Source organism: Ruegeria sp. AO1 (genome assembly GCF_056535985.1).
The window spans coordinates 2,957,686-2,981,934 of record NZ_JBQFJC010000001.1; the positions used below are offsets into that span (position 1 = coordinate 2,957,686).

General features: G+C 61.0%; 25 protein-coding genes. 8 read left to right on the top strand and 17 right to left on the bottom strand.

Going from position 1 to position 24,249, the window contains the following annotated elements:
* The first annotated feature begins 42 nt into the window (after nt 1-42).
* Nucleotides 43-1,041, top strand: coding sequence for a polyprenyl synthetase family protein (locus ACR3FB_RS14705; RefSeq protein ID WP_480565969.1), 999 nt, complete (start codon nt 43-45; stop codon nt 1,039-1,041).
* Here ACR3FB_RS14705 and ACR3FB_RS14710 read toward each other — a convergent pair.
* Both ACR3FB_RS14710 and ACR3FB_RS14715 read right to left on the bottom strand, forming a co-directional pair.
* Nucleotides 1,034-1,855 carry a 4-(cytidine 5'-diphospho)-2-C-methyl-D-erythritol kinase gene (locus tag ACR3FB_RS14710; protein WP_480565972.1) on the bottom strand — a complete coding sequence of 274 codons (822 nt, stop codon included), beginning with the start codon at nt 1,853-1,855 and terminating at the stop codon, nt 1,034-1,036. The genes ACR3FB_RS14705 and ACR3FB_RS14710 overlap by 8 nt on opposite strands.
* Complete coding sequence (locus tag ACR3FB_RS14715) at nt 1,845-3,560, bottom strand: tetratricopeptide repeat protein (RefSeq protein WP_480541199.1); 1,716 nt, start codon at nt 3,558-3,560, stop codon at nt 1,845-1,847. The genes ACR3FB_RS14710 and ACR3FB_RS14715 overlap by 11 nt, the downstream gene beginning before the upstream one ends.
* Before the next feature lie 357 nt (nt 3,561-3,917).
* Here ACR3FB_RS14715 and ACR3FB_RS14720 point away from each other — a divergent pair, with 357 nt between their 5' ends.
* Together ACR3FB_RS14720 and ACR3FB_RS14725 are read left to right on the top strand one after the other, a co-directional pair.
* On the top strand, nt 3,918-6,371 hold the full coding sequence (locus tag ACR3FB_RS14720) for a GcvT family protein (protein ID WP_480565974.1): 2,454 nt from the start codon (nt 3,918-3,920) through the stop codon (nt 6,369-6,371).
* Between the two features lie 58 nt (nt 6,372-6,429).
* Nucleotides 6,430-7,443, top strand: a complete 1,014-nt coding sequence (locus ACR3FB_RS14725) for an Ldh family oxidoreductase (protein WP_480565976.1) — start codon at nt 6,430-6,432, stop codon at nt 7,441-7,443.
* Between the two features lie 24 nt (nt 7,444-7,467).
* On the opposite strand, the gene ACR3FB_RS14730 is transcribed toward ACR3FB_RS14725, so the two are convergent.
* From ACR3FB_RS14730 to soxR, 8 genes are all read right to left on the bottom strand, one after another.
* Nucleotides 7,468-8,202 carry an SDR family NAD(P)-dependent oxidoreductase gene (locus tag ACR3FB_RS14730; RefSeq protein WP_480565978.1) on the bottom strand — a complete coding sequence of 245 codons (735 nt, stop codon included), beginning with the start codon at nt 8,200-8,202 and terminating at the stop codon, nt 7,468-7,470.
* The gene (locus ACR3FB_RS14735) at nt 8,199-8,930 is read right to left on the bottom strand and encodes an SDR family NAD(P)-dependent oxidoreductase (protein ID WP_480565980.1); all 732 of its coding nucleotides are present in this window, start codon (nt 8,928-8,930) and stop codon (nt 8,199-8,201) included. Before ACR3FB_RS14735 ends, ACR3FB_RS14730 begins: the two co-directional genes overlap by 4 nt.
* A gap of 3 nt (nt 8,931-8,933) precedes the next feature.
* A complete protein-coding gene (locus ACR3FB_RS14740) occupies nt 8,934-10,058 on the bottom strand; it encodes a mandelate racemase/muconate lactonizing enzyme family protein (RefSeq protein ID WP_480565982.1) in 1,125 nt (374 codons plus the stop codon).
* Complete coding sequence (locus tag ACR3FB_RS14745; RefSeq protein ID WP_480565984.1) at nt 10,055-11,149, bottom strand: alcohol dehydrogenase family protein; 1,095 nt, start codon at nt 11,147-11,149, stop codon at nt 10,055-10,057. The genes ACR3FB_RS14740 and ACR3FB_RS14745 overlap by 4 nt, the downstream gene beginning before the upstream one ends.
* A gap of 10 nt (nt 11,150-11,159) precedes the next feature.
* The gene (locus ACR3FB_RS14750; protein WP_425084332.1) at nt 11,160-12,263 is read right to left on the bottom strand and encodes a mandelate racemase/muconate lactonizing enzyme family protein; all 1,104 of its coding nucleotides are present in this window, start codon (nt 12,261-12,263) and stop codon (nt 11,160-11,162) included.
* Nucleotides 12,264-12,297: 34 nt separating this feature from the next.
* The gene (locus ACR3FB_RS14755) at nt 12,298-12,849 is read right to left on the bottom strand and encodes a TetR/AcrR family transcriptional regulator (RefSeq protein ID WP_425084333.1); all 552 of its coding nucleotides are present in this window, start codon (nt 12,847-12,849) and stop codon (nt 12,298-12,300) included.
* Nucleotides 12,850-13,001: 152 nt separating this feature from the next.
* Entirely contained in the window at nt 13,002-14,648 is a 1,647-nt protein-coding gene (locus ACR3FB_RS14760; RefSeq protein WP_480565987.1) for an electron transfer flavoprotein-ubiquinone oxidoreductase, read from the bottom strand.
* Between the two features lie 136 nt (nt 14,649-14,784).
* Complete coding sequence (gene soxR, locus ACR3FB_RS14765) at nt 14,785-15,240, bottom strand: redox-sensitive transcriptional activator SoxR (RefSeq protein WP_170721276.1); 456 nt, start codon at nt 15,238-15,240, stop codon at nt 14,785-14,787.
* A gap of 88 nt (nt 15,241-15,328) precedes the next feature.
* Between soxR and ACR3FB_RS14770 the strand changes: the two genes are divergently transcribed.
* The 3 genes from ACR3FB_RS14770 (at nt 15,329) to ACR3FB_RS14780 (ending at nt 17,419) form a co-directional block, all read left to right on the top strand.
* Nucleotides 15,329-15,709 (top strand): VOC family protein, encoded by a 381-nt coding sequence (locus ACR3FB_RS14770; protein WP_170480896.1) that lies wholly within the window; start codon nt 15,329-15,331, stop codon nt 15,707-15,709.
* A 234-nt stretch (nt 15,710-15,943) separates the two neighbouring features.
* A complete protein-coding gene (gene greA / locus ACR3FB_RS14775) occupies nt 15,944-16,414 on the top strand; it encodes a transcription elongation factor GreA (protein WP_170379061.1) in 471 nt (156 codons plus the stop codon).
* Between the two features lie 15 nt (nt 16,415-16,429).
* On the top strand, nt 16,430-17,419 hold the full coding sequence (locus tag ACR3FB_RS14780; RefSeq protein ID WP_480565989.1) for a hypothetical protein: 990 nt from the start codon (nt 16,430-16,432) through the stop codon (nt 17,417-17,419).
* On the opposite strand, the gene ACR3FB_RS14785 is transcribed toward ACR3FB_RS14780, so the two are convergent.
* Genes ACR3FB_RS14785 through ACR3FB_RS14810 form a run of 6 tightly spaced genes read right to left on the bottom strand, consistent with a single transcriptional unit; the run spans nt 17,416 to nt 22,528 of the window.
* Complete coding sequence (locus ACR3FB_RS14785; protein ID WP_480565991.1) at nt 17,416-18,009, bottom strand: GNAT family N-acetyltransferase; 594 nt, start codon at nt 18,007-18,009, stop codon at nt 17,416-17,418. The genes ACR3FB_RS14780 and ACR3FB_RS14785 overlap by 4 nt on opposite strands.
* Nucleotides 18,006-20,051 (bottom strand): molybdopterin-binding protein, encoded by a 2,046-nt coding sequence (locus ACR3FB_RS14790; RefSeq protein WP_480566491.1) that lies wholly within the window; start codon nt 20,049-20,051, stop codon nt 18,006-18,008. Before ACR3FB_RS14790 ends, ACR3FB_RS14785 begins: the two co-directional genes overlap by 4 nt.
* A gap of 20 nt (nt 20,052-20,071) precedes the next feature.
* A complete protein-coding gene (gene mobB, locus ACR3FB_RS14795; RefSeq protein ID WP_425084338.1) occupies nt 20,072-20,563 on the bottom strand; it encodes a molybdopterin-guanine dinucleotide biosynthesis protein B in 492 nt (163 codons plus the stop codon).
* Complete coding sequence (gene mobA, locus ACR3FB_RS14800) at nt 20,560-21,201, bottom strand: molybdenum cofactor guanylyltransferase MobA (protein WP_425084339.1); 642 nt, start codon at nt 21,199-21,201, stop codon at nt 20,560-20,562. The genes mobB and mobA overlap by 4 nt, the downstream gene beginning before the upstream one ends.
* Nucleotides 21,198-21,644: a hypothetical protein gene (locus tag ACR3FB_RS14805; RefSeq protein ID WP_480565993.1), complete on the bottom strand. Its 447-nt coding sequence runs from the start codon at nt 21,642-21,644 to the stop codon at nt 21,198-21,200. Before ACR3FB_RS14805 ends, mobA begins: the two co-directional genes overlap by 4 nt.
* Nucleotides 21,641-22,528: a formate dehydrogenase accessory sulfurtransferase FdhD gene (locus tag ACR3FB_RS14810; RefSeq protein ID WP_480566493.1), complete on the bottom strand. Its 888-nt coding sequence runs from the start codon at nt 22,526-22,528 to the stop codon at nt 21,641-21,643. Before ACR3FB_RS14810 ends, ACR3FB_RS14805 begins: the two co-directional genes overlap by 4 nt.
* 49 nt (nt 22,529-22,577) lie before the next feature.
* Between ACR3FB_RS14810 and ACR3FB_RS14815 the strand changes: the two genes are divergently transcribed.
* Together ACR3FB_RS14815 and ACR3FB_RS14820 are read left to right on the top strand one after the other, a co-directional pair.
* Nucleotides 22,578-23,294 carry an AzlC family ABC transporter permease gene (locus ACR3FB_RS14815; RefSeq protein WP_170379071.1) on the top strand — a complete coding sequence of 239 codons (717 nt, stop codon included), beginning with the start codon at nt 22,578-22,580 and terminating at the stop codon, nt 23,292-23,294.
* On the top strand, nt 23,291-23,623 hold the full coding sequence (locus ACR3FB_RS14820; RefSeq protein WP_480565995.1) for an AzlD domain-containing protein: 333 nt from the start codon (nt 23,291-23,293) through the stop codon (nt 23,621-23,623). The genes ACR3FB_RS14815 and ACR3FB_RS14820 overlap by 4 nt, the downstream gene beginning before the upstream one ends.
* Here ACR3FB_RS14820 and ACR3FB_RS14825 read toward each other — a convergent pair.
* Nucleotides 23,612-24,244 (bottom strand): hypothetical protein, encoded by a 633-nt coding sequence (locus ACR3FB_RS14825; protein ID WP_170379075.1) that lies wholly within the window; start codon nt 24,242-24,244, stop codon nt 23,612-23,614. The genes ACR3FB_RS14820 and ACR3FB_RS14825 overlap by 12 nt on opposite strands.
* Between the last annotated feature and the right edge of the window lie 5 nt (nt 24,245-24,249).

Here is a 24,249-nt window from a genome sequence, read left to right on the forward strand (position 1 = left end):
GGGCAAGGCAAGGCGAAAGTCGAGCCTTGTATCAGGAGTGTGATGGACATCAGCACAATCTCGAAGCCGCATGAGCGGCTCGCCGAAATTCTGAGCGGCGAGATGGACGCCGTGAATACGTTGATCCGAACCCGGATGGCATCCGAACACGCGCCCCGTATCCCCGAAGTCACCGCACATCTGGTTGAGGCGGGCGGCAAACGCCTGCGCCCGATGCTGACTTTGGCCGCAGCCCGGCTGTTTGGCTACACCGGCGAGCATCACGTGCGTTTGGCTGCAACCGTTGAGTTCATTCACACCGCAACCCTGCTGCATGATGATGTGGTCGACGAGAGCGCGCAACGGCGCGGACGACCAACGGCAAACCTGCTCTGGGACAACAAGTCCAGCGTATTGGTGGGCGACTATTTGTTTTCGCGCAGTTTCCAGCTGATGGTGGAAACCGGGTCCCTGCGGGTTCTGGACATTCTGGCCAATGCCTCAGCGACGATTGCGGAAGGCGAAGTGCTTCAAATGACGGCAGCCACCGATCTGGGCACCAATGAGGCCGTGTATTTGCAGGTTGTGCGCGGCAAGACAGCAGCTCTGTTTTCAGCCGCAACCGAAGTGGGCGGCGTGATTGCTGGAGCCTCAGACGCGCAGGTCAAAGCTCTGTTCGACTATGGCGACGCCCTGGGCATTGCCTTCCAAATTGCTGACGATCTGTTGGATTATCAGGGTGATAGCAAGGCAACCGGCAAGAATGTGGGTGACGATTTCCGCGAGCGCAAACTGACCCTGCCTGTGATCAAAGCCGTTGCGCAGGCCACAGCGGATGAGCGTATCTTCTGGGAGCGCACGATCGAAAAAGGCCGCCAGCAGGATGGCGATCTGGAACATGCGCTTGGGCTGATGAACAAATACCAGACGCTCGAGGCGACCCGTCAGGACGCGCTGGGTTGGGCGAAGAAGGCCAAAGCCTCGCTCGAGGTTCTGCCTGATCACGAAATCCGCACTCTGCTGCACGATCTGGCCGACTACGTGGTCTCGCGCCTTAACTGAGCGTCGTTGCGCGGCACCACCAATCGGGCTGGGCCGCGCCGATCTCATAGGCTGCGAAATGCGCGGCCTTCCTCGACGGATAAAGCGCAAAACAGGTCGACCCTGACCCCGACATTCGGGCCAGCAGCACATCCCTTGTGTCCGCCAACACTTCCAACACACGCCCGATTTGCGGGGCCTGGCTTATGGCGGGCTGTTCAAGGTCGTTTCTTTGGACGGCAAGCCAAGCGGCGCAATCTTCCACGCCTGCGAATGAAGGGATTTGATCCGGCAAGCCCGGATTGTCCCGCGACGACATAGCGCTAAAGACCGATCCGGTCGGAACCTCAACCCCGGGATTGACCAGCAGGACAGGCAATGGGGGCAAAGCGACCCGGTCCACCTGCTCGCCAATCCCACGCATCCGCGCAGCCTCGGCCACCATGCAGACCGGTATATCGGCCCCTAACGCGGTCGGAAGATGTGGCGGGACAACAAGCCCCTGCGCAGCCGCGTGGCGCAGCATGGCCGCCGCGTCCGAGGACCCCCCGCCAATGCCTCCACCATGAGGCAGCACCTTGTTCAACGTGACATGGCCTGTCCAACCGGCGCCCTCGGCCGCTTTCCAAACGAGGTTTCGGCTGTCCGTGGGAACCCCGTCGGCATGCTCTCCGCTCACCGAGATCGACAGGCCTGCGCCCGGCTCAAACGCTAGCTGATCGCCAATGTCGGCAAAAACCACCAGCGAATCCAGCAGATGATAGCCATCCGTGCGCTGGCCGGTGACATGCAGGGTAAGATTGACCTTGGCCGGCGCAAAGGCGCTAGTTGCCATTGGCAACCTTCAACGGATCCGCGCCCTCTTCGGACAGAACCGTGTCCAGACCGACCTCGAGCTTGCGTCGGATGCGTTCGGGATCAGCCTCACCATCGGTGTCTTCGGGATCAACAAAGGACAGAGCCCGTTTCCACTGGAACTCAGCTTCGCGGGCGCGTCCGACGGCCCAATAGACATCGCCCAGATGGTCGTTGACCACCGGATCAACCGGCATCAACTCAACCGCACGCTCCATGTGCTCGACCGCTTCGTCATAGCGACCAAGGCGGAACAGGACCCAGCCCAGGCTGTCGACGATATAACCACTGTCGGGGCGAGCCGCGACGGCGCGTTCGATCATGTCCAGCGCCTCATCGAGTTTTTCGCGACGTTCGACAAGCGAATAGCCCAGATAGTTCAGAACCTGCGGCTGATCCGGGTTCAGCTCAAGCGCGCGACGGAAATCGGCCTCGGCCTGATCCCATTGCTTTAGGCGCTCATGAGAAATCCCGCGCGCGTAGTGTAGGAACCAATTTGCGGCCGAGACGCCTTCGGCCAGATCAATCGCCGTGTTGTAGGAGTCAACGGCGGCGGCGTAGTTCTCCTCACGGCGCTGCAGATCGGCCAAAGCGACATGAACACTGGGCAGATCAGGCTTTTCCGCAGCCAGCGATTGCAGAACCTCAACCGCCGCATCGGTTTTGCCGGATTGCCCCAGAACATCAGCCCGGCCCAGTTCGGCCACGTGGTGATCGGTGCTGTCCTTGGGAACCGCGCGATACGCTTCGACCGCAAGATCAAGCTGGTTGAGTTCCGACAGAAGCTCAGCGCTCATCAGAAGGGCGTCGACGTGATCGGGCCGCAGGAAGCTGGCAGTGCGAGCATAGAGCAGAACGTAGTCCGGCGCGGCCTCGTCATTCAACGCAGCACCCACCGAAAAGAAGATCTCGGCCATGCCGTCTTGCGCCGTTCCTGCATGGGTGAAGGGCAGCGTTTCGCCATCAGACAATCGGCTTGTGTAATCTGCGATCGACGGATCGCTTCCGGCCTGAAACACATCGGCCAGGAAGGTCAGAGCGTCCTCATTCCGGTCAAGCTGCGACAGAACCTCGGTCCGGGCTAACGCGGCGCGGCGGGTGAACCGGGCCACGACCCCGTCATCGGCCGCGAAAATCGCCTCAGCCCCTTCGAAATCACCGATCGACGCCAAAGCCATCGCTTTGTGATAGAGGGCAAACTCGCGCAACCCTTCCTGGGTTGTGACCGAGTCGAACTGCTCCATCGCCTTGGTCATCTCACCCTGACCAAGATAGGCCCACGCAATCATCAACCCATCGACCAATGGACCCACGCCCTGCGTTTCGGGATCACGTGACAGCAGGGTCTCCCAATCGCCCTCTGCGATCAGGTTTGCGGCGATGGCAATCCGGGCTGCTTGGCTCGGCAGGCCATTCTCTTCAATGGTCTCAGCGATGGGCAGTGCGCGCTCAACTTCGCCCAGCGCCAGCCGCGCGACGACGACGCTTTCCAAAAGCAATGCGTTCTGCGGATCAGACCGTAACGCCTGCGCATAATACCTTTCGGCGGCGGCATAGTCGTTTTCGTAGATTGCCTGACGTCCGGCCAAATAGGCCCCGGACCCGGTATCCGAAAATGCCGGGATTGCGACCGAGGATGAAAGCAGCGCGGCCAGTGCCACGCGACGAACCAGGGAAACCACCAAAATCCTGCCTTGCTATCGTTGACTGCACGTTAAGCTAGGGCCTCGGCCGGCAAGAGGCAATGGCTCAAGGTTCACGACGCCGCCATTGCACCGGTTTTCGCCTAAGAACTGGCCACCCTGTTGCACGGATCAAGCAGGAGCGCCGTCCAACACTCAATGGCAGCTCATCAATAGGGCTTTTGGTTGGCTCACCCTGGCGGAGGATTTGGGTGCCCTTCGCGTTTCATAAAGCACATGTTCGGTTTGGGTGATTTCAACTCATTCAGAGTGAAATATTTTTGCGATTGCGCAAAAGGCCGACTGACGGAATGGTGCTTCCAAACACTGTTGGCAAACCAGACACGGTATGAACATACGATGAAGTCACATGCGAAAGTCGTAGTGGTCGGGGGCGGCTGCGTTGGCGCCTCGCTCCTTTATGGTCTGACCGAACATGGCTGCACAGATGCGGTGATGTTGGAGCGGACGACGCTGACGTCAGGGTCCACGTGGCATGCGGCCGGTTTGCTTGTGACCTTTGTACGGTCGCGAAACGTGTCGAAGATGACCATGGAAACCATCCGCATCTATACCGAGGTTGAGAAAAAGATGGGGACCTCGGTGGGCCTTCGCAAAGTGGGCCAGCTGCGCGTTGCCAATACCGAAAAGCGCTGGGATGAGTTCCAGTCCTATATCTCGATCGCCGAAGCCGCCGCGGTGCCGTGCAAGCTGCTGACACCGGAAGAGATTGCCGAGGTGCACCCTCTGCTGAACCAAAGCCCGGATATTCGTGGCGGCATCCTGCATACCGAAGACGGCTATGTGAATCCCGCCGACATCACCATGGCGCTGGCCAAGCTGGCGCGCGATGCCGGGGCCAAAGTCTATCAGAACACCGAAGCCACCGCTTATGAAAAGCTGGAGAACGGCCACTGGAAGGTAACCACCAACCAGGGTGAGATCACCTGCGAGCATCTGATCTTTGCCACCGGAAACTACGCCCGTGAAAACGCGCGCCGTGTGGGGCTCGACCTGCCCTGTATCCCGATCGTTCACCAATATTGGACAACCGAGACCGTGCCCTTGCTGAAAGAGCGCAAGGCACAGGGGTTGCCGGAATTCCCGATCCTGCGGGACGAGGATTATGGCGCCTATCTGCGAGAGGATGTGGGCGGCATCCAGTTTGGCCCCTATGAATTCACCAAGGACCTCAAACTGTTCGCCGAAGACCGCGTGCCACCGGATTTCGGCGCCGACCTTCTGCCCGAAGATTTCGATGCCGTGGAAACCCAGTGGGAGCGCGCAATCGAACGGGTTCCGACGCTGGGCGAGGTTGGCATCAAGGCCAACACCCGTGGCCCGTTCCAGATGACCCCGGACGAGCTGCCTCTGGCTGGCCCCGCACCGGGGCACGAGAACCTGTGGCTGGCCGAAGGGATGCCCGGCGGCATCCTGTGGGGCGGCACGGTAGGGAACCGTCTGGCCAAGTGGATCGTGGATGGCGATCCGGGCATGGACATGTCGGAACTCGACCCGCGCCGGTTCTCGGACTATGCCTCGAAACGGTGGACCATGGACAAGGTGCGCGAGACATGGGGCACCCATATGGATGCGCACATCCCCGGTGAGGATTTCCCCGAGGCCCGTCCGATGAAAACCGCGGGCTCCTACGATCTGTTGACCGCACATGGTGCCGTTTGGACCAGCTTCAACGGCTATGAATTCCCGCGCTGGTTTGCCAAATCGCCCGAAGAGGCGATCCCCGAACACTCCTTCCGCCGCACCAATCATATGGGGTTGGTACAGGAAGAAGTGCGCCGCACGCGGGAAGAGGCAGGCTTCATCGAGATGTCTCCGATGACCAAATTCACCGTGCGCGGGCCAGGCGCGGCCAAATGGCTGGATGGTCTGATGGCGAACAAACTGCCCAAGGTGGGGCGAATGACCCTGTCTCTGATGCTGAACGACAAGGGTGGGATGGATGCGGAATACACCATCGCACGCAAGGCGCAGGATGATTTCTATCTGATCTCGACCCCGAATTGGCAGGCCTATAACTGGGACCAGATGCAGCGTCTGCTGCCCAAAGACGGCTCGGTCGTGATGGAGGATATCTCGGAACAGCTGGGCGTGATCGCTCTGGCTGGTCCGAAATCGCGCGAGATCCTGTCGAAACTGACGGACAATGATCTTTCGAACGAGGCCTTCCCGTGGCTTTCGGCCCAGATGGGTGAGGTCGGCTATGCCAAACGCGTTCATCTGCTGCGCGTCTCCTACACCGGTGAGCTAGGATGGGAGTTGCACCATCCGGCGGGCTACAACCGTCAGCTCGTGAATCTGCTGCTGAAGGCGGGCGTGAAACCGTTCGGCCTTGAAGCGCTGGAGTCCATGCGGCTCGAGAAATCCTACCGCGCCATCAACCGCGAGATCTGCAAGGACCTGACCCCGTATGAGGCCGATCTGGGCCGGTTCGTTGCCATGACCGAGAAGATCGGCGGGCAAGTGGTCGAACGGGACTTCATCGGCAAACCCGCGCTGCTGAAACAGCAGGAAGCTGGGGGGTACAACACTCTGGTCACGTTGAAACTGCCCTATTGCGATACCTCGGTGATGTTTGACGAGGGTGTCTATTCCGACGGCAAACTGATCGGGCGTGTCACCTCGGGCGGGTTCTCATATTATTGCAACCATGACATCGCAATGGCGCTGGTGCCGCAGAACATGACGGCGCCGGGCACCAGAATGCAGGTGTTGGTCCATAACGAGATGCGCGAGGCCGAGGTCATCGACACCTGCGCCGTGGACCCCACCAGCGCCCGCGCACGCGCCTGACAAGAACAACAGGGGGGCTTGCGGCCCCTTTCACGAACACAAGGACAGGATTTAGCCTATGACCGATATCTCGACGAAAACGCTCTCACTCCAAGAGGTTAGGGAATTGGCGAAATCCGTCCTTGTGGCTGCGGGCATGGATGAGACGGGCAGCGACATGATCGCTGAAATTGTCGTGAAATCCGAACGTGACGGCCCGCGCAGCCACGGTTTGCGCATGCTGCCGGTCTACGCCCAGAGCTTCACCTCGGGCTATGCCAACTCCGTTGCCCACCCTACATTCGAGCGTATCGCACCGGGCGTTCTGCGCGGCGACGCCGACAACGGGTACTACCAGATCGCCGCGGCCGCAGCCCGGGACGAGCTGATTGCGATGGCGCGCGAAAACGGGATCGCCGCCTTCACCTGCGCCAATAGTCACCACCTTGGGGCGTTGCGCTTTGACACCGAACCGCTGGCCGAGGCGGGGTTGGTGGCTTTGGCTGTCGTCAACTCACTGTCCATGGTGGTGCCTCAGGGCGGTGTGCGCCCGGTCTTTGGCACCAACCCGATGTCTTTTGCCTGCCCGCGTGACGGCATGGAGCCCATCGTTTGGGACCAGGCGTCCTCGACGGTTGCATTGATGGATATCCGCATGGCCGCCGCCGAAGGGCATGACCTGCCGCGCCCAGCGGGTCTGGCCCCCGACGGCCAGCCTAGCGCCGACCCAAACGCCATTCTGGAAACCCGCAGCCTGTTGCCGTTCGGCGAACACAAGGGGGCCGCGATCGCCTTCCTGATCGAGGTCATGGGCGCGGCGCTGGCCGGTGGCACCCTCTCGGTCGACAATGCCGAGCGCGAGGCGCATGGCGCATTGAACGTCAAGGGCGGCGCGACCCTGATCGCGATTGATCCGACACGGTTCGGAAATGCCGCCTTCAACGACTATGTCACGCGCATCTGTGCCGAGATCGACGGCAACGGCACCGCCCGCATACCCGGTGACGGGCGGCTGAAGAACCGCGCCGCGTCTCAGGCCGAGGGTGTCAGCGTCAGCACCGAATTGCTGTCGCAGTTGCAAGACTTGCGGTAAGCTCTCGAACCGATGGCACGGGGGTCAGGGTAAGCTCAACTTGGCCATCCGCCCGCCATCGACCGTATAGACCTGCCCTGTGATAAAGCCGCTTTCCTCGGCAGCCAGAAACGCCGCCAATGCTGCCACTTCTTCGGGCCTGCCGGTGCGCGCGACCGGGTGAATCTGGCCGATGTCCCGGCGAAACGCATCCGGGTCGGGCATCGAGTCGATAAAGTCGAGGTTCAACTCGGTGTCGATCCAGCCCGGCGCAATCGCGTTGCAACGAATACCCTCGGCCCCGTGATCCACCGCCACGGCGCGGGTCAGCCCGTGCAGCCCGGCCTTGGAGGCGCAATAGGCCGCGTGGCCGGGATTGCTGCCCAGCCCCTCGATCGAGCCGGTATTGACGATGCTGCCCTTGGTTTTGCGCAGATGGGGCAAAGCGGCCTGAATCATCAGGAAGGGCGCGGTCAAGTTGACGGTCAGATTTTTCTGCCAGTCATCCAACGTCAACTCTTCGACGCGGGCCTCCTGCATCATACCGGCATTGTTGATCAGAACGTCCAACTTCGCGGCGCGGGCGATGACCTCGGCCACCACCTGTGCAGGCGCGGCAGGGTCGGTGAAATCGGCTGCGATCCCTTCGAAATGATCATCCCCGCCGCGCTGGGCGGTAAAGACGCGCGCGCCCTCCTCCGTCAGCCGTGCCGCGATGGCTTGCCCTATCCCCGAGCGACCGCCGGTGACCAGAACAACCTTGCCCTCAAACCGCCTCATGCGACCGGTTTCCCGCCATTGACCTCAACCAGCGTGCCGCACATGTAGCGCGCCGCATCCGAGGCGAGGAACAGGACCACATCGGCAATATCCTCAGGCTCGGCGATCCGCCCAAGAGGCACGGTCTTACCCAGTTCAGTCACGGCCTCGTCAGGATCAAACCCGCGCTTGGCAAAGCCCGAGCGCAGCATCGGTGTGTTGACCTCATTCGGGCAGACAGCGTTGATGCGGATGCCCTGATGCGCGTGATCCATCCCCATGCATTCGGTCAGCGAGGCGATCGCCGCCTTGGTCATGCAATAGAGCGCATGGTTTGGCCCCGGCGCCTTGCCGCCCCAGCAGGACGCCGTGTTGACGATGGCTCCACCGCCCGCCTCGGCCATCAGCGGAATGGCAGCGCGGCAAATCCGGAAAGGAGCCTCAACATTCACGCCCATGGACAAGCTCCAGTCGGCGTCCGAGGTCTCGGTCACCGGGCCACGGGTGATGACGCCGGCATTGTTGATGACGATATCGAGGCCGCCCAAAGCCTGCTGCGAAGCAGAGGCCAGCTGGTCGCAATAGGCCGGGTCCAACAGATCGCCGGGCAGATGCGCCTCGGCCTCGATCCCATCGGTCGAGCGATCCGCAACCGCGACCCGAGCGCCCTGTTCGCGCAGCTGTTTGACGATGGCCTGACCGATCCCTCCGGCCGCACCGGTGACGAGGGCGTTTTTGCCTTGAAACATGTCTTAGTCTTCCCAAATTGCGACGGCCTGCCCCAGCAGGTCTCGGTTCATTGTCACGCCGAGGCCCGGCGCATCGGGCGGCACAACGCCACCGTTTTCAATCGGGGCGTCGAACGCCCCTGTCTGGATCGTCACCATGTCGCGCGGGTCCAGTACGCAGCGCAGCAGCCGTTCGGGCACAGTGGCACCCATATGGAAGATCGACGCGGCAGACAGGGTTGACCCCACCGTGTCCTGCACACTGATCGTCAGCCCTGCGGCACGGCAGATGTCGCGGTGACGGCGGGCATGGGTCAGGCCCCCGGCTTTCGAGATTTTCAGTCCGATGCCATCGGCCACGTCCAGCGCCACCAGCTTGGCGATGTCGCCGTCCTCCTGCGCCAACTCATCCAGAATGATCGGAACGTCACAGCGCTGGCGCAGAGAAAGCGTCTCGCGCCATGTGGCACAGGGGGCCTCCAGCACGAAATCCAACCCGCTCGGCAGGGCGCGGAGCATCCGCAACGCGGTTTCCGGGATCAGGCCGCCATTGGCGTCAACGATGAAGTACTCACCCGGTTTCCGATCCGCCAATGAGGCCGCGATGCGTTCGGCGTCCAACGCCGGGCCGCCTTCGGAATCCATCGCACCGACCTTGACAGAATGGCCCATATAGCCCATCGCGCGGTGTTCCGCGACGCGGGCGCGCATATCCTCGGGCGTGCCCGAGTAGATCGAGCTGATCGCGGGCAGGCGATTGCCCGTCGCGCCGCCCAGCAGTTTATAGACCGGCAGGCCAACCGATTTGCCGAACAGATCCCAACAGGCCAGATCAAGCGCCGATTTCGCGTGGTTATGGCCCAGCAGCGCCTCATCCATGGCGTCATTGATCCGGTCCACATCGCGCGGGTCCCAACCGATCAGATAAGGGGCGATTTCCTCAACCCCGGCGCGGGCACCCCGTGCATGGGCGGCGATGTAGTTCGGGCCGAAGGGCGTGGATTCACCCCATCCCTCGGTCCCGTCATCGGCGGTGATACAGACGATGACACTGTCAAACCCTGTGTAAATGCGCCCGCCCGACAGCTCATAAGAGCCACCCGCATAGGGCAGATGCAGTTCAAAGAGCTCGATCTTGCGGATTTTCATGAGGCCACCTGCGGCGGGACCAGCACCAGTTGCCCGGTATGGGTTTTTGCCAAGAATTCCTCTTGCGCCGTTGCAATCTCACTCAGCGGATAAGTCTTGGCAACGACAGGGCGAATTTCTCCGGCCTCGATGTATTTCACAAGGTTTTCGAACACGATGTCCTCCTGAAACGTACAGCCAAACAGGGTGAGGTCTTTCAGGTAGAGCGTCCGCACGTCGATTTCGCAGATCGGTCCGGCAATGGCCCCGGCGTTCGCATAACGCCCGCCCCGGCGCAGCACGTCCAGCAGGCTGGGCCATTGCGGGCCGGCCACCAGATCGACCACCACGTCGACCGAGCCTTCACCCAGTTCAGCCACTAGATCGGCGTTGCGGTCCAGCACGCGATCTGCGCCCAAAGCCCGAACAGCCTCGGCTTTCGCGGGTGAACACATTGCGATCACATACGCGCCGCGCCGTTTCGCCAGTTGCACCGCGGCTGACCCAACACCGCCCGAGGCACCGGTGACCAGAACAGTCTCAGCCCCGACGCTGGCGCGGTGCAGCATACCCTCGGCGGTGGAATAGGCGCAGGCGATGGCGGCCAGTTCCACATCCTCCCAGTCGCAATTCACGGCATGGGTTTCCTGAGAAGGCGCGACGCAGAACTGGGCAAAACCCCCATCGCATTCACTGCCGATGGTCCAGCATTCAAAAGGGCGGTAGTCCACATAGGTCCGCAGCATGTTGCGCACGATTACACGCTCGCCAACGCGCGCCGGGTCGACCCCATCGCCTACGGCAGCAACATAGCCACAGACATCGGCACCCTGAATGCGCGGGAAGGTCAAGGGCGTGCCAGACCAGCTGGCATCGTCATCGTCCACAGTCTCAAAACCCGAGGCACCGCCGGAATTGGTGTCTTCGGTAACAGCCTTGGAGTACCAGCCGATCCGCGTGTTGATGTCGGTGTTGTTCACGCCCGCGGCAGCGACCCGGATCAGCACCTCTCCGCGCCCAGGCGTCGGAACCGGGACGTCCGAGCGGTAGTCCAGCATCTCGATACCGCCATGGCCGGTCAGTTGAACCGCATGCATGGTTTCGGGGATCATGGTGTTCTCCTTAGTATGAGGCGACGGGCGCGCCGAACAGCGTCTCGTCGGGGGTGACGCCCAAACCCGGCCCGGTCGGGCGCTGGATGTGACCGCCTTGGATAGTGATGCCGTTCTCGGGATCGTAGTTGCCCTCGATATAGGGGGCGGCGAGCCATGCGCCCTCCATCAGCGTCGGACGCACGGTGGATGCAATCTGCGTGCAGGCGGCGGCGATGATGTCCCCGCCCCAGCTATCATCGCAGGTATGCGGTAGATTGCGCGCTTCGCAGATGTCGCGGAAGGTGCGCATGTTCTGCAGGCCGCCGATGCGGGTGACTTTCATGCCAAACCCGTCCACCAGCCCGGTTCCGGCAGCCGAGATCACGGCGTTCAAGTCGACGCTGTTTTCATCCATGTAGATGCCATGGCTCACCTGAGGGCGGATCTTTTCCAGGTCCTGATAGGTGTTGCAGGGCTGTTCCATGATGAAGGGCACATCTGGGCATTCGCGACTGACGCGCAGCGCATCGCGCGTGATCCACCCGCGATTGCCATCGACCGCAAGGCGCATGCCTGTTCCGCCGACAACCTCCCAGACTTTGCGGATGGTTTCGATATCAATCTCGACCGGACGCCCGCCAACCTTGATTTGCAACCGAGGATAGCCCTCGGCCAGCTTCTCATTGGCAAGGCGCGCGATATCGTCCGGCGCACCCACACCCGTCGCGTAGTAAGAGGGCACGCGATCGGTCTGCGCGCCGCCCAGCAGGTCGGCGACATTGACGCCCAGTTTCTTGCCAATCAGGTCATGGGCCGCGATGTCGATGGCCGCCTTGGCATAGTTGTGCCCATTGAGCAGCCCGTTCATCCGGTGGTGCAGGGCCACAGGCCACAGATCCGCGCCGATCAGGCCCTCGGCCATTGCCTTCAACGCAGCCCGCGCGCCCTCTGCATGCGCTTCAGCATAGGTTGGGCCGACCGGGCAGGTCTCTCCCCAGCCGGTCGTGCCATCCTCGGCCACCAGCTTGACCAGCGTGGTGTCAAGCGTCCAGACCTCGGCGTTTGCCATGGTGTAAGGACCGTTTTTGACCGGCAGATCATGGGCGTAGATGTGGATTTCCTTGATCTTCATATCCGTCTCTTCTGTCGTTTGCCGGATGCCCGGACTAGTGAATATCGGCAGCGGCCAGCGACGCGCGGGCGCAACGCATTGTGGCCGCGGTTGCGACCTCAGCCCCCATTAAACGCGCGCTCTCGGTCAGGCCTTCGTGCAGGATGAAAAGAGCCTCGGCCAAAGCCTCGACATCGCAATCGGGGGCCACGTGGATCAGCCGCGTACGGAACATGTCGCGGACATGCTGTTTGTGCGTCGTGACGGCATCGCGGATCGCATCACTTTCGGGGTAGGCCGCCAGCGCATTGCGGAACAGGCATCCGGTGTTTGAAACCTCGCGCAGCCAGTCCGCCAGGCGGGTCAGAACGTGCAACACGTGATCCGCCCCCTGGAGTTGATCGGTGCCGATCCAATCGGAATAGGCGGCATCGCGGTGATCCAACGCGCCGATGACCATCGCTTCGCGGCTGGGAAAATACTTGTAGAGCGTGCGCAGGGAAACATTAGCGCCCTCTCGCAAGGCTTCTACACCTTGGGTGGCAAATCCCATCTCTGAAAACTGCCGGTCTAGGTTTTCTGCGATTTTCTGCTGTGTCTCAGTCATATCTCGGTGGTAGAGCGATCACTCTACCCACACATCACCGTTTGCGACACAGACTTTCTTCCCAACGACAAAAAATGCCACCGGCGGGACCGGTGGCATGGAACAAGGGCGGGATGGCGGCAGCGTCGCTCCGCCATTGCCGGAGTTTTCAGTTACATGTTGGGATAGTTCGGGCCGTCGCCACCCTGCGGAGTAGTCCATGTGATGTTCTGGCTCGGGTCCTTGATATCGCAGGTCTTGCAGTGGACGCAGTTCTGGAAGTTGATCACGAAACGCGGACCGTCGTCATCCTCGACCATCTCATAGACGCCAGCCGGGCAATAACGCTGCGCGGGCTCTGCGAATTTGGGCAGGTTGACGGCAACCGGGATTGACGGGTCGCTCAGCTTCAGATGGCAGGGCTGGCTTTCCTCGTGGTTGGTCATCGCGAAGGACACGTTGGTCAGACGGTCAAAGGACAGCGTGCCGTCGGGCTTGGGATAGTCGATCGGCTTGTGCTTGCTGGCCTCTTCGGTCGACTCTGCGTCGTTCTTGCCGTGACCCATCGTGCCGAACAGCGAAAAGCCCAGCGTGTTGGTCCACATGTCCAGACCTCCCAGCGCCAGCGATGGCATGAGGCCCCATTTCGACCACATCGGCTTGACGTTGCGCACTTTCTTGAGGTCCTGACCAATGGCCCCTTCGCGCACGTCGGTTTCATAGGCCGCCAGCTCATCACCGGACCGGTCAGCCTTGATGGCGTCAAAGGCGGCCTCGGCTGCGGCTTTGCCCGACAGCATCGCGTTGTGGTTGCCCTTGATGCGCGGCACGTTGACCATGCCTGCCGAACAGCCCAGCAGCGCCACGCCTGGAGCAACCAGTTTCGGCATCGACTGATAGCCACCCTCGGTGATCGCGCGGGCGCCATAAGCCACGCGCTTACCGCCTTTCAGCAGCTCAGCGACCATCGGGTGGTGCTTGAAGCGCTGGAACTCCATGTAGGGATACAGATGCGGGTTCTTGTAGTTCAGGTGAACCACGAAACCGACATAGACCTGGTTGTTTTCCAGATGATAGATGAACGAGCCGCCGCCTGCGTTGCTGCCCAGAGGCCAGCCCATGGTGTGCGTGACTGAGCCTTCCTTGTGCTTGGCCGGGTCGATCTCCCAGATCTCTTTCATGCCGACGCCATATTTCTGCGGCTCTTTGCCGGCAGACAGGTCGTATTTGGCGATGACTTCCTTGGACAAGGAGCCGCGCACACCTTCCGACAGGAACACGTACTTGCCGTGCAGCTCCATACCCGGTTCGGTGCCGGGACCGTAGGAGCCGTCTGCTTCCAGACCAAAGACACCGGCGACCACGCCTTTGACTTCGCCGTTTTCGCCGTAGACCAGCTCGGAACAGGCCATGCCAGGGAAGATTTCCACGCCCAGCTCTTCCGCTTGTTCCGCCATCCAGCGGCAGACGTTGCCCATCGAGACGATGTAGTTGCCGTGGTTGTTCATCAGCGGTGGCATCGGAGCATTGGGGATGCGCAGCTTTCCGGCCTCACCCAGCATGTAGAAGTTGTCTTCGTTCACCGGCGTGTTCAGCGGTGCGCCTTTTTCTTTCCAATCCGGGATCAGAGCGTCCAGCCCGCAGGGATCAAGCACCGCGCCCGAAAGGATATGTGCGCCCACTTCCGAGCCCTTTTCCAGAACCACGACATTCAGGTCGGCATCCAGCTGTTTCAGACGGATGGCCGCCGACAGGCCCGCGGGGCCTGCGCCCACGATCACCACATCGTATTCCATCGCTTCGCGTTCAATCTCGGCCATCGCGGGCTCCTTAGCTAACTTTCCGAATTGGCGCTTTTCTCATGCGGTCGGCGCAATTTTGTTTCACGGCTGATTACATGGTGAGAAAGACTCAGGTCAATCGAAACACGGCGTAACAATGCCGCTATTCGACACTTCACGTGTTTGGCGAGTCGCCCATAAGGTATCTGGGACCGCTACCATGTGATTTGGCGCGGTCATCGGGGTTGTAAAGGGCGCATTTTGGCAGGCTGAGGCACCCACAGCCGATGCAGCCGTCCAGATTGTCGCGCAATCGCGTCAGGGTATTGATTCGCTGATCCAGATGGGCGCGCAGCGTGACGCTGATGTCTTTCCAGTCCTGCGGCGTAGGGGTTCGGTTACCAGGCAGGCCCGATAGCACCTCACGGATCTCAGGCAGAGTCAGACCGAATTGCTGGGCGATCATCACAAAGCTCAACCGCCTGATATCGGCCCGTTGATATCGCCGCTGCCCGCCTGCATTGCGCCAGGGCGAGATCAACCCCTGCGCCTCATAGTACCGGATCGCCGACACCGCCAACCCTGTACGCCGCGCCAAAGCGCCAATCGACAGACCTTCGGAAGCTGCCATTTCACCCTCGCAAAAAAATACCTTGACCTAAAGTTAGGTTTAGAAATTACGCTGAGTCGTGACAAGCCTGAAAATGAAAGGACCTGCCATGATGGCCACGCTTGAACACACCAATTTCACCGTCAACGATCCCAAGGCTTCGGCCGCGTGGATGCATAAAGTGTTTGGATGGGACATCCGCTGGGAAGGCGCCGCGATGGCGGGCGGCTATACGGTGCATGTGGGCACGAAACACACCTATCTCGCACTCTACCGTCCCGAACACCCCGAGCCATCAAACGAAAGCAGCTATGACGTGGTCGGCGGCCTGAACCACGTGGGCGTTCTGGTCGAGGATATCGATGCGACCGAGGCCAAGGTGCGCGCGGCAGGTTTTACACCGCATAACCACGCCGATTATGAGCCGGGCAAGCGGTTCTATTTCGACGATGACAACGGGATCGAGTTCGAGGTGGTGCAATATGATTGAGATGTTTTGGCTCTGCACCCCGTCACAGCGGTGGCGCAGGAACAAGCCCCCGGACCACCGCCACAGGCGCGAACCGCCTCAGCGGAACGGCGTTAAGTCGCAAATCGACGTGTGACGCCCTCTTGGCCTCTTGCATTTCACGCTCCATTTGGGTCAGGTACTGAACGACCCATCATTCGCCCCGACGCTTTCCCCGCGGCGGGGCGGCTCAATTTATGCGTGGACAACAAGATTATGGAAAAGATTCCAATGACGCCTGCGGGCAATGCCGCGCTCGAGGCGGAGCTGAAAAACCTCAAATCCGTCGAGCGCCCGGCGATCATCGAAGCCATCGCTTCGGCCCGCGAACTGGGTGATTTGAAGGAAAACGCCGAATACCACTCGGCCCGTGAAAAGCAGGGCTTCATCGAAGGCCGCATCAAGGAGCTTGAGGGCATCCTGTCTCTGGCCGACGTGATTGATCCGGCCAAACTGTCGGGCGCGATCAAGTTTGGCGCCAAGGTCACGCTGGTCGATGAAGACACCGATGAGGAAAAGACCTGGCAGATCGTTGGTGAGTACGAGGCCAATATCGAAAAAGGCCTGCTGAACATCAAATCGCCCATGGCCCGCGCCCTGATTGGTAAGGACGAAGGCGACAGTGTCGAGGTTCGCACCCCCGGCGGTGTCCGCTCTTACGAAGTTCTCAACATCGAATTCGCCTGACCCGGAGGGTCTGTCATGTCGGGGCCACAACCTGACCAGGAAAGCGAACGGCCAACCTCGCTGGGCATCTATGATCGTCCTCAGCGCCCGTCTGTGACCTCGATCGAGATTGCGGCCGGGGTGCTAAGTGTCATCTGGCTGGTGGTCTCGGTCGTATTCCTTGTGCTGCCCGACCAGACACAGGGTGGCGGGTTCATTGTGACCCTATTGGCGGTTTTCTTGCCGGTAGCGATGATCTGGGTTGCCGCAACGGCGATGCGTGCCAGTCGCGTCATGCGCGAGGAAAGCGCACGGTTGCAAACCGCGATTGATGCAATCCGTCAAGCCTATGTCGTTCAGCAACAGCGCGCCGCCAGCTCGTATGAGCCGACGGTGTCCAAGAAGCTGGACGAAATCGCCGCTGTGACGAAAAAGGCCGAGGACGCGTTGGCCACCTTTTCCAGTAAGCGGCGTGAACCCTTGCAGGTCGACCCACCTGCGCCGGGCGGGCAAACCTCGCTGGCACTGGGCACCACCGCTGAAGAGATCACGCCGCCTCTGACCACCGATACCTTCATCCGCGCGCTGAACTTCCCCGAAACCGAGAAAGACACCGAGGGCTTCACCGCGCTTCGGATGGCGTTGAAGGATCGAAAAGCATCCAAACTGGTGCAGGCCTCGCAGGATGTTCTGACCCTGCTCAGCCAAGAGGGCATCTATATGGATGACCTGCGACCCGATATGGCCCGGCCCGAGGTCTGGCGTCAGTTTGCGCAGGGCGCACGCGGACGCTCGGTTGCTGCTTTGGGTGGGATTCGGGATCGCTCGTCGCTGGCGTTGACGGCGGCGCGGATGAAACAGGACCCGATTTTCCGGGATGCGGCGCACCACTTTCTGCGCCGCTTCGACAACATGATCGTCGAATTCGAAGCCAATGCCAGTGACGCGGAACTGACCGCCCTTGGAGACACAAGAACCGCGCGGGCCTTCATGTTGTTGGGGCGCGTGGCTGGCACCTTCGACTAGGCAGCAGGTACAGGCCAGCTCATCTTGGTGGCGCGGCTGAAGCCGAACAGGTGCCGAAATGGGCCGGTCTTCTCAATACCCACAGGTTTGAACCCTTCGCGCTCGTACAAGGCCTGCGCGCGTGGATTGGTATCGATCACATCCAACTGCACTTCGGCCATACCACGGCGCTGCGCCTCAGCCTTGATGGCAGAGAGCAGTGTTGTGCCAATGCCCCTCCCGCGGGCCTCAGCCGCGACAAAGATGCCGTCCATCTGGAACACACCCGGCTGCAGATCGCGCTCCAACACGCTCAGAACCACGCCGCGCCAGATCGATCCGAACCAGCCATAGACGCGGGCAAGGTCCGACAGGCTGCCGCCCGCCAAGCCGCCTTTGTTGGTCTTGAAGCCCGCAAGGCCCAGCATCCGGCCTTCAGCATCACGCGCAACCAGCGCGAATTCCGGGTCGAGGGCCGTTTCAAAGAAGGCCAAACCTCTTTCATCCGGCCCCATCACCTTGTACAGCTTGGCCGCAAAGGCCTGCCAGAACAGGGCAGCGGCTTGGGGTCTTTCAGCCTCGCTAAAGCCTTTGGAAACCGTGACCGTCACAGCCCAAAACTGCCGTAAGGGATAAAGCGCACCGGGTCGCCCGGCTGGATATGGCGCGCGCCGTCTTCGATCTCGACCAGACCCTCGGCCCAGCTTAGCCCGCTGATCCGGCCGGAGCCTTCCGAGTGAAAAACCTCAACCCGCCCTTCACGAATACGGGCGCGTAGGTATTCGCGGCGACCGGGTTTCTTGCGTTTTTCAAAACTGGCGGGGACCTCGAATCCTTGTGGCTCTGCCCATCCCTGCCCTGACATCTGGCACAGGGCCGGGCGGGCGAAGATCAACGTACAGACCTTGGCGGCCACCGGGTTGCCGGGCAGGCCAAAAACCGGCGTACCCGACCACATACCCAGTGCCAGAGGGCGGCCGGGTTTGAGCGCAATCCGCCATTCCTGCATTGCGCCCGCCTCGCGCAGCAGGGCCGAGACATGGTCCTCATCCCCCGCCGAAGCGCCGCCGCTGGTTAGGATTACATCGGCCTGCGTTGCGGCCTGATCCAACCTCGCCCGCAGGGTGTCGCGGTCGTCGGCGACACGTCCCAGATCGACCGGCACAAATCCCATGCGGTCGATCAAAGACAGCAGCATCGGCCTGTTCGCGTCAAATATCTGCCCGATGCCGACTGTCTCGCCCGGCTCGACAATCTCATCCCCGGTGGACAGAACGGCCACGCGCAGAGGTTTGCGTACGGGCACCTCGGAAGTACCGACCGCCGACAATAGCGCCATGTCGGCCGGTGTCAGCTTACGACCGGCTGTCAGAGCCACCTCGCCCGCTGAAACATCCTCACCCGCGCGACGCGTGTTTGCGCCCTGCTTCAACGGGCCGTGAAAGGCAATGTGGCCGTCCCGAACCGTCACGTCCTCTTCCAGAATGACCGTGTCCACGCCTTCTGGCAGAGCCGCGCCGGTCAGGATGCGCAACGCGTGGCCTGAGGGAACCGTGCCATCGAACGGAATACCCGCCGCGGCGCGCCCCTCGGTCAGTGGCATCACCTGCGCGCCTTCGGTCACGGGGCCTGCAAACCCATAGCCATCTACTGCCGTGTTGGGCTGCGGCGGGTTCGAACGCTGCGCTACCACGTCCTCGGCCAGAACGCGGCCCATCGACCGCGCAAGCGGCACCACCTCGGCCCCTGTGACGGGGCGCAAACGATCCCGCAGCAACGCGAGCGCGTCATCCACGGGCGTCCAATTCACCCCGGCGGGTAAGGCAAAACAATCGTTTCGCAATGGCGGAGGCGATATGTTCGGTTTGTCCTGCGCTACACCCAAGATCCACCCCTCCTCTGAGGCTGAAACGTTCAACTGACTGTCCAATTCCTGATCCGTCATCCGCGACAGAGTCAAGGCAACCTGTTCGACCTGCCACGCATCCTTGATCCGATCCGGCGGCGCTGCACCAAGGTTGAGCGAGGGCCAGATCTCGACAAACGCCACCGGCTTGTCCAGCGGCTGAAAGGGCCAAACGGCGATCTCGCCCGCGAAGGCGTGGCGTAGCCGGTTCAACACCGGCAGGCCCATCATCACCTGCCCACCGACTGCCCCTGCCCCAGCCATTTGCCAGCAGGTAAAGCTGCCTTTGGCTAAATGCTCGACCTTTCGTCGATCCGGAAACGGGTTGTGATAGTCCTGTTTCGTGCGCGGCAACCCGGCGATGTCGCGCCGCAGTCCATTCATCCAGAACGGGCCTTTCCCGCCAAAGCCCGCATTGATCTGACCCGCGAGGTCAAAGCGGTTGTTGGCGGTCGGAGAATCCTCGATCTGGTCTTCAAACCAGTCCCACAGGGTAAGCGGATCATGTGTTCCGGTGATCGCCTTGGCAAAGCCTGCGGGATAGCTGAAGGGGAAATCAAACCCCAGCATCAGGCGGCGACCAGCAGAAAGTTCAGTGTCGATCAGACTGTGCAGCCACTCCTCGGCGACCACCCGATTGCGTAGATAGTCCAGCGCCTGCACTGCGCCGTCGCGAACCACACAGGCCCAGATGGCGTCTTTGCGAGGGCGCGGTCCAGTGTCGTTGCCACCGGACCAATCGACCATCGCAAAGCTGTCGAAAAAGCTCACAAACCAACCTCGGAAAGGATGAAATCCGCAATGGCCGCCGTGTCGTTCAGATCGAACACAGGTCGGTCCAACTCCAGCGGAGTATCACTGGCCACAGCGCGGATCGTGTCATCCGACGGGGCGATTAGGTCATTGCCCGGCTCGGCGCGGAAGGCTTCGACCTTGGGGTGGCGTTGGCGTTTATAGCCCTCGATCAACACAAGATCGACTGGCGAGAGACGGGCGAGCAGAGAGGCCAGCGTAGGCTCCTCCGCGCCGCGCAATTCCTGCATGAGGGCAACGCGTTGACCCGAGGCCAAAAGAACTTCGTTGGCGCCTGCCATTCTGTGGCGATGGCTGTCGCGACCCGGTTGGTCGACGTCAAAGGAATGATGCGCGTGTTTGACGGTCGAGACGCTGTAGCCGCGTCCGGTGATCTCGGCCACCAGCCGCTCCATCAGCCCGGTTTTGCCTGCGTTCTTCCAGCCGGTGACGCCGTAGACCCTCATGCCTGCTCCAACAGTTTTTCAGCGCGTGCAAGGTCGTCCGGTGTGTTGACATTGAAGAACGGATCGAACGGGTCAGCGGGGAAAAGCGCCTCGCGCCCGTCATGCTTGTCGGTCCACAGTACGACCTTACGCAGCCCGTCGTTCAAAGCGGTACGTAGATCATCTCGCAGCGCCACGGGCCAGAGGCCAAATGTCGGGTGCCGGTTGACCCGTTTGCCGCCTGACTTCAAGGCCTCGTCCCCGGTGCGGGGCGTCGTGGCAAGGACCAAAGGGTGCGTTTGACCTTGAGCAGCCTCGGTCAGCCGCGCAACCAAATCACGCGGGAAGAACGGCGTGTCTGCGGCGGCGGTGACGATACTTTCCGCCCCTTGCTCTGCCGCCCAATCCAGCCCAGCTAGAACCCCCGCCAAGGGGCCTGCAAACCCCTCAATCGTGTCCGGCAAGACGGGAAGATTCACTTCCGCAAACCGCGCTGCATCACCATTGGCGTTCAACGCGAGGTCATCCACCTGCGGACCGAGCCGGTCGATGACATGAGACAACAAGCTCTGCCCGCCGATCTGCAAAAGCCCTTTGTCTCCACCGCCCATCCGGGTCGCAAGGCCACCTGCGAGGATCACTCCGAGGGGTTTGGTCATGTTGTCAGTCCTTTCAGCGTGGGCCAGTTCGGTGTTCGTAAAAAGATGACGACAACAAACAAAACCAGAAGACCACCCAACCAGAAAGACCAAATGCTGGCGACCAGAAATCCCGAAAGAAACATGGCCGCGGTGTTCAGCCGATATCGCCGCGCCGCGGTTCGGGTCGACCTATCCAGCCCTTTCAGCGCGGGAAGTCCCCAAAAAAAGATACGCAGACGCGTCGACTTTTGCTGCGATGAGCTACCGGGCGCACGAGAGGTTGCGATCAAATCGGTCAAAGCGCCCCATCCAAGCTGATCCATCACCTCGTCGGGATAGGTCGCCAGCGCCATATCTATCGCCAGCTCATCCGCATATTGGTACTTAAAGGAATAGAGCATCGTGGCACAGAGGATCGGGAGGACCAGCAACTCTTCAAGCCCTGCGAGCATTTCAATCATCCCGCGCTCTTCCTGCGATGTTTCTTTTCCTCGACGGCCACGCTCGCCGGGTCCACGTCGCGCAGCAGGCGATCCTCGCCGGACAGGCACACAAAGCGCTGCCCGCGCATGCGACCGATCAGGGTTAGGCCGACCTCGCGGGCGATCTCGACGCCCCAGGCAGTGAAACCGGACCGGGAGGCCAGAACCGGAATGCCCATCATCGCCGTTTTGATCACCATTTCTGAGGTCAAACGCCCGGTTGTGTAGAGGATCTTGTCCTCCGCCGTCTCGTTCTCGGACAGCATCCAGCCTGCGATTTTGTCGACGGCGTTGTGGCGGCCTACATCTTCCATATACACAAGCGGTCGGTTTTCACGGCAGAGAACCGTGCCATGGATCGCACCGGCCTCGAGGTACAAAGACGGCGTGCGATTGATCTTGGCGGCCAGATCGTAAAGCCACGAGGTCCGGACCGACACTTGCGGCAGGCGCACGTCCTCCAACCCCTCCATCATGTCCCCAAAGACCGTGCCAACGGCGCAGCCACTGGTGCGTGTCTTTTTCTTCAGTTTGTCCTCATACGAGGTTTCACGGGCCGTCCGCACCACTACTGTTTCAAGGTCATCGTCATAGTCGACCCGTGTGATTTCATCATCAACCAGCAGCATCCCCTGATTGCGCAGGAAACCCAGCGCCAGATACTCGGGATAGTCGCCAATGGTCATTGCGGTCACGATTTCCTGGGAATTGAGGAAAATCGTCAGCGGGCGCTCCTCGACCACCGAAATCTGGCTGACTTCGCCATTCTGGTCCACGCCTTCAACGGCGCGCGTCAAACGGGCCGCGCCGGGATCGGGGGCGATGATATAGTCCGAGACATCCAATTCTGTCACCAATTGCAACCCCTTCCCAAGACCGCTACTGCTGCTGCGAATACCATAGGATTTAGCCATGGCAGACGCCACATCCAAGTCATACTTCTGGAAAGGGTTTCGCGACGGGACACCCTTCATTTTTGTAGCGATTCCCTTTGGAACCCTATTCGGGGTTTTCGCCGCCGAGGCCGGGCTGGATATCGTGCAAGTCGTCGCCTTCTCGGCCACGGTTTTCGCCGGAGCAGCGCAATTCACCGCCCTGCAATTGCTGCAGGAGAACGCGCCGACAGCCATTGTGCTGGCCTCGGCTCTTGCGGTGAATTTGAGAGTGGCGATGTATTCAGCCTCACTGACGCCGTTTCTGGGGGCTGCCCCCATGTGGCAGAGGGCCTGCGCCGCCTATCTGACGGTTGACCAATCCTATGCCTGCTCGATCGTGCAGTTCGAGAAAGAGCCAAAGATGACCGTGCCGCAGCGCATGGCTTATTTCATCGGCTCGGTCACGCCGATCACGCCGTGCTGGATTCTGGCTACCTATCTGGGCGCGGTTTTGGGCACCCGGATTCCCGAGAGCTGGGCTTTGGATTTCGCCCTGCCGATTACCTTTCTGGCCATGCTGGGGCCGATGATGCGGACGCTTCCCCATGTCATTGCGGCCCTTGTGGCGCTGGTCGTGTCATTGCTAGCTGTGAGCGTGCCGTTCAATCTGGGCCTGCTGATCGCCGGAACCGCAGGCATGATCGCAGGTGCTCAGGCCGAGGTGATCTTGGATCGTAGAAAGGCGCACGCATGACGCAGATCGACCCCACCACCATGTGGACCGTCATTATCGGCCTGGCCATCGGCAGCTTTACCCTGCGCTTTGTGTTCATCGGCTTTGTCGGAGACCGCCCGATGCCACCCCGGCTGCTGCGCCACCTGCGCTACACCGCCGTGGCGATCCTGCCCGCGCTGATCGCGCCGCTGGTCGTGTGGCCCGCCGCGACCGAGGGCCAACCCGATGCGGCCCGATTGGCGGCTGCGGCAGTGACGCTGTCTGTTGGAGTGTTCACTAAAAACGTGCTGGCCGCGATCTTTTCCGGCGCGGCCACACTTTACGGTCTGCTATATCTACTGGCTTGAAGCTGCGTCCAGCTGGTTCAGAGCGGCGTTATTGGCTGCCAGACCTTTTTGCAGATCGGCATCGTCATTCTCGCGATATTCTTCAGTGATGACACCGGGAATTTCAGCGAACTGTTCCGAAAGTTTGATCGGAAAGAAGGTCACTTCGATCTGCTCGAATCCGGGCACCTGCTGCAACAGCCGCGCGGTGGAATTTGCGCAAAAAGATCCTGCGACAGGCCCGGTCTGCTTGGCCAATTGCAGCGCGATCTCGGCTTGTTGCGGCGTAACCTGAATGGTCTGGATGCGGGCAAAATGCGTCTCGCGCGCGTGAGAGCTGCGATAGGCACGCTCAACCGCTGGCGTGATGCCATAGAGAACATCATCCCGCACCGGAACGATATCCGCCCGGAACGAGCCTGCTGGGTCAAAAATCACCCTCTCGCTGGCACCGATCATCAACGAGGTATGCGCCCCCGAACCGGAGCGCGTGTTGATCATCGTATAGAGCGTCAGGGTCGACGGCCCCGGATCACGATAGGACCGCGATACGATCTCAGCCTGATCTGCCTGAGGGCGTTTAGAATTCGCGCAGCCAGCCACTGTTGCCGCCAAAAGGCAGGCGATCAAAATCCTGAACACGGTCG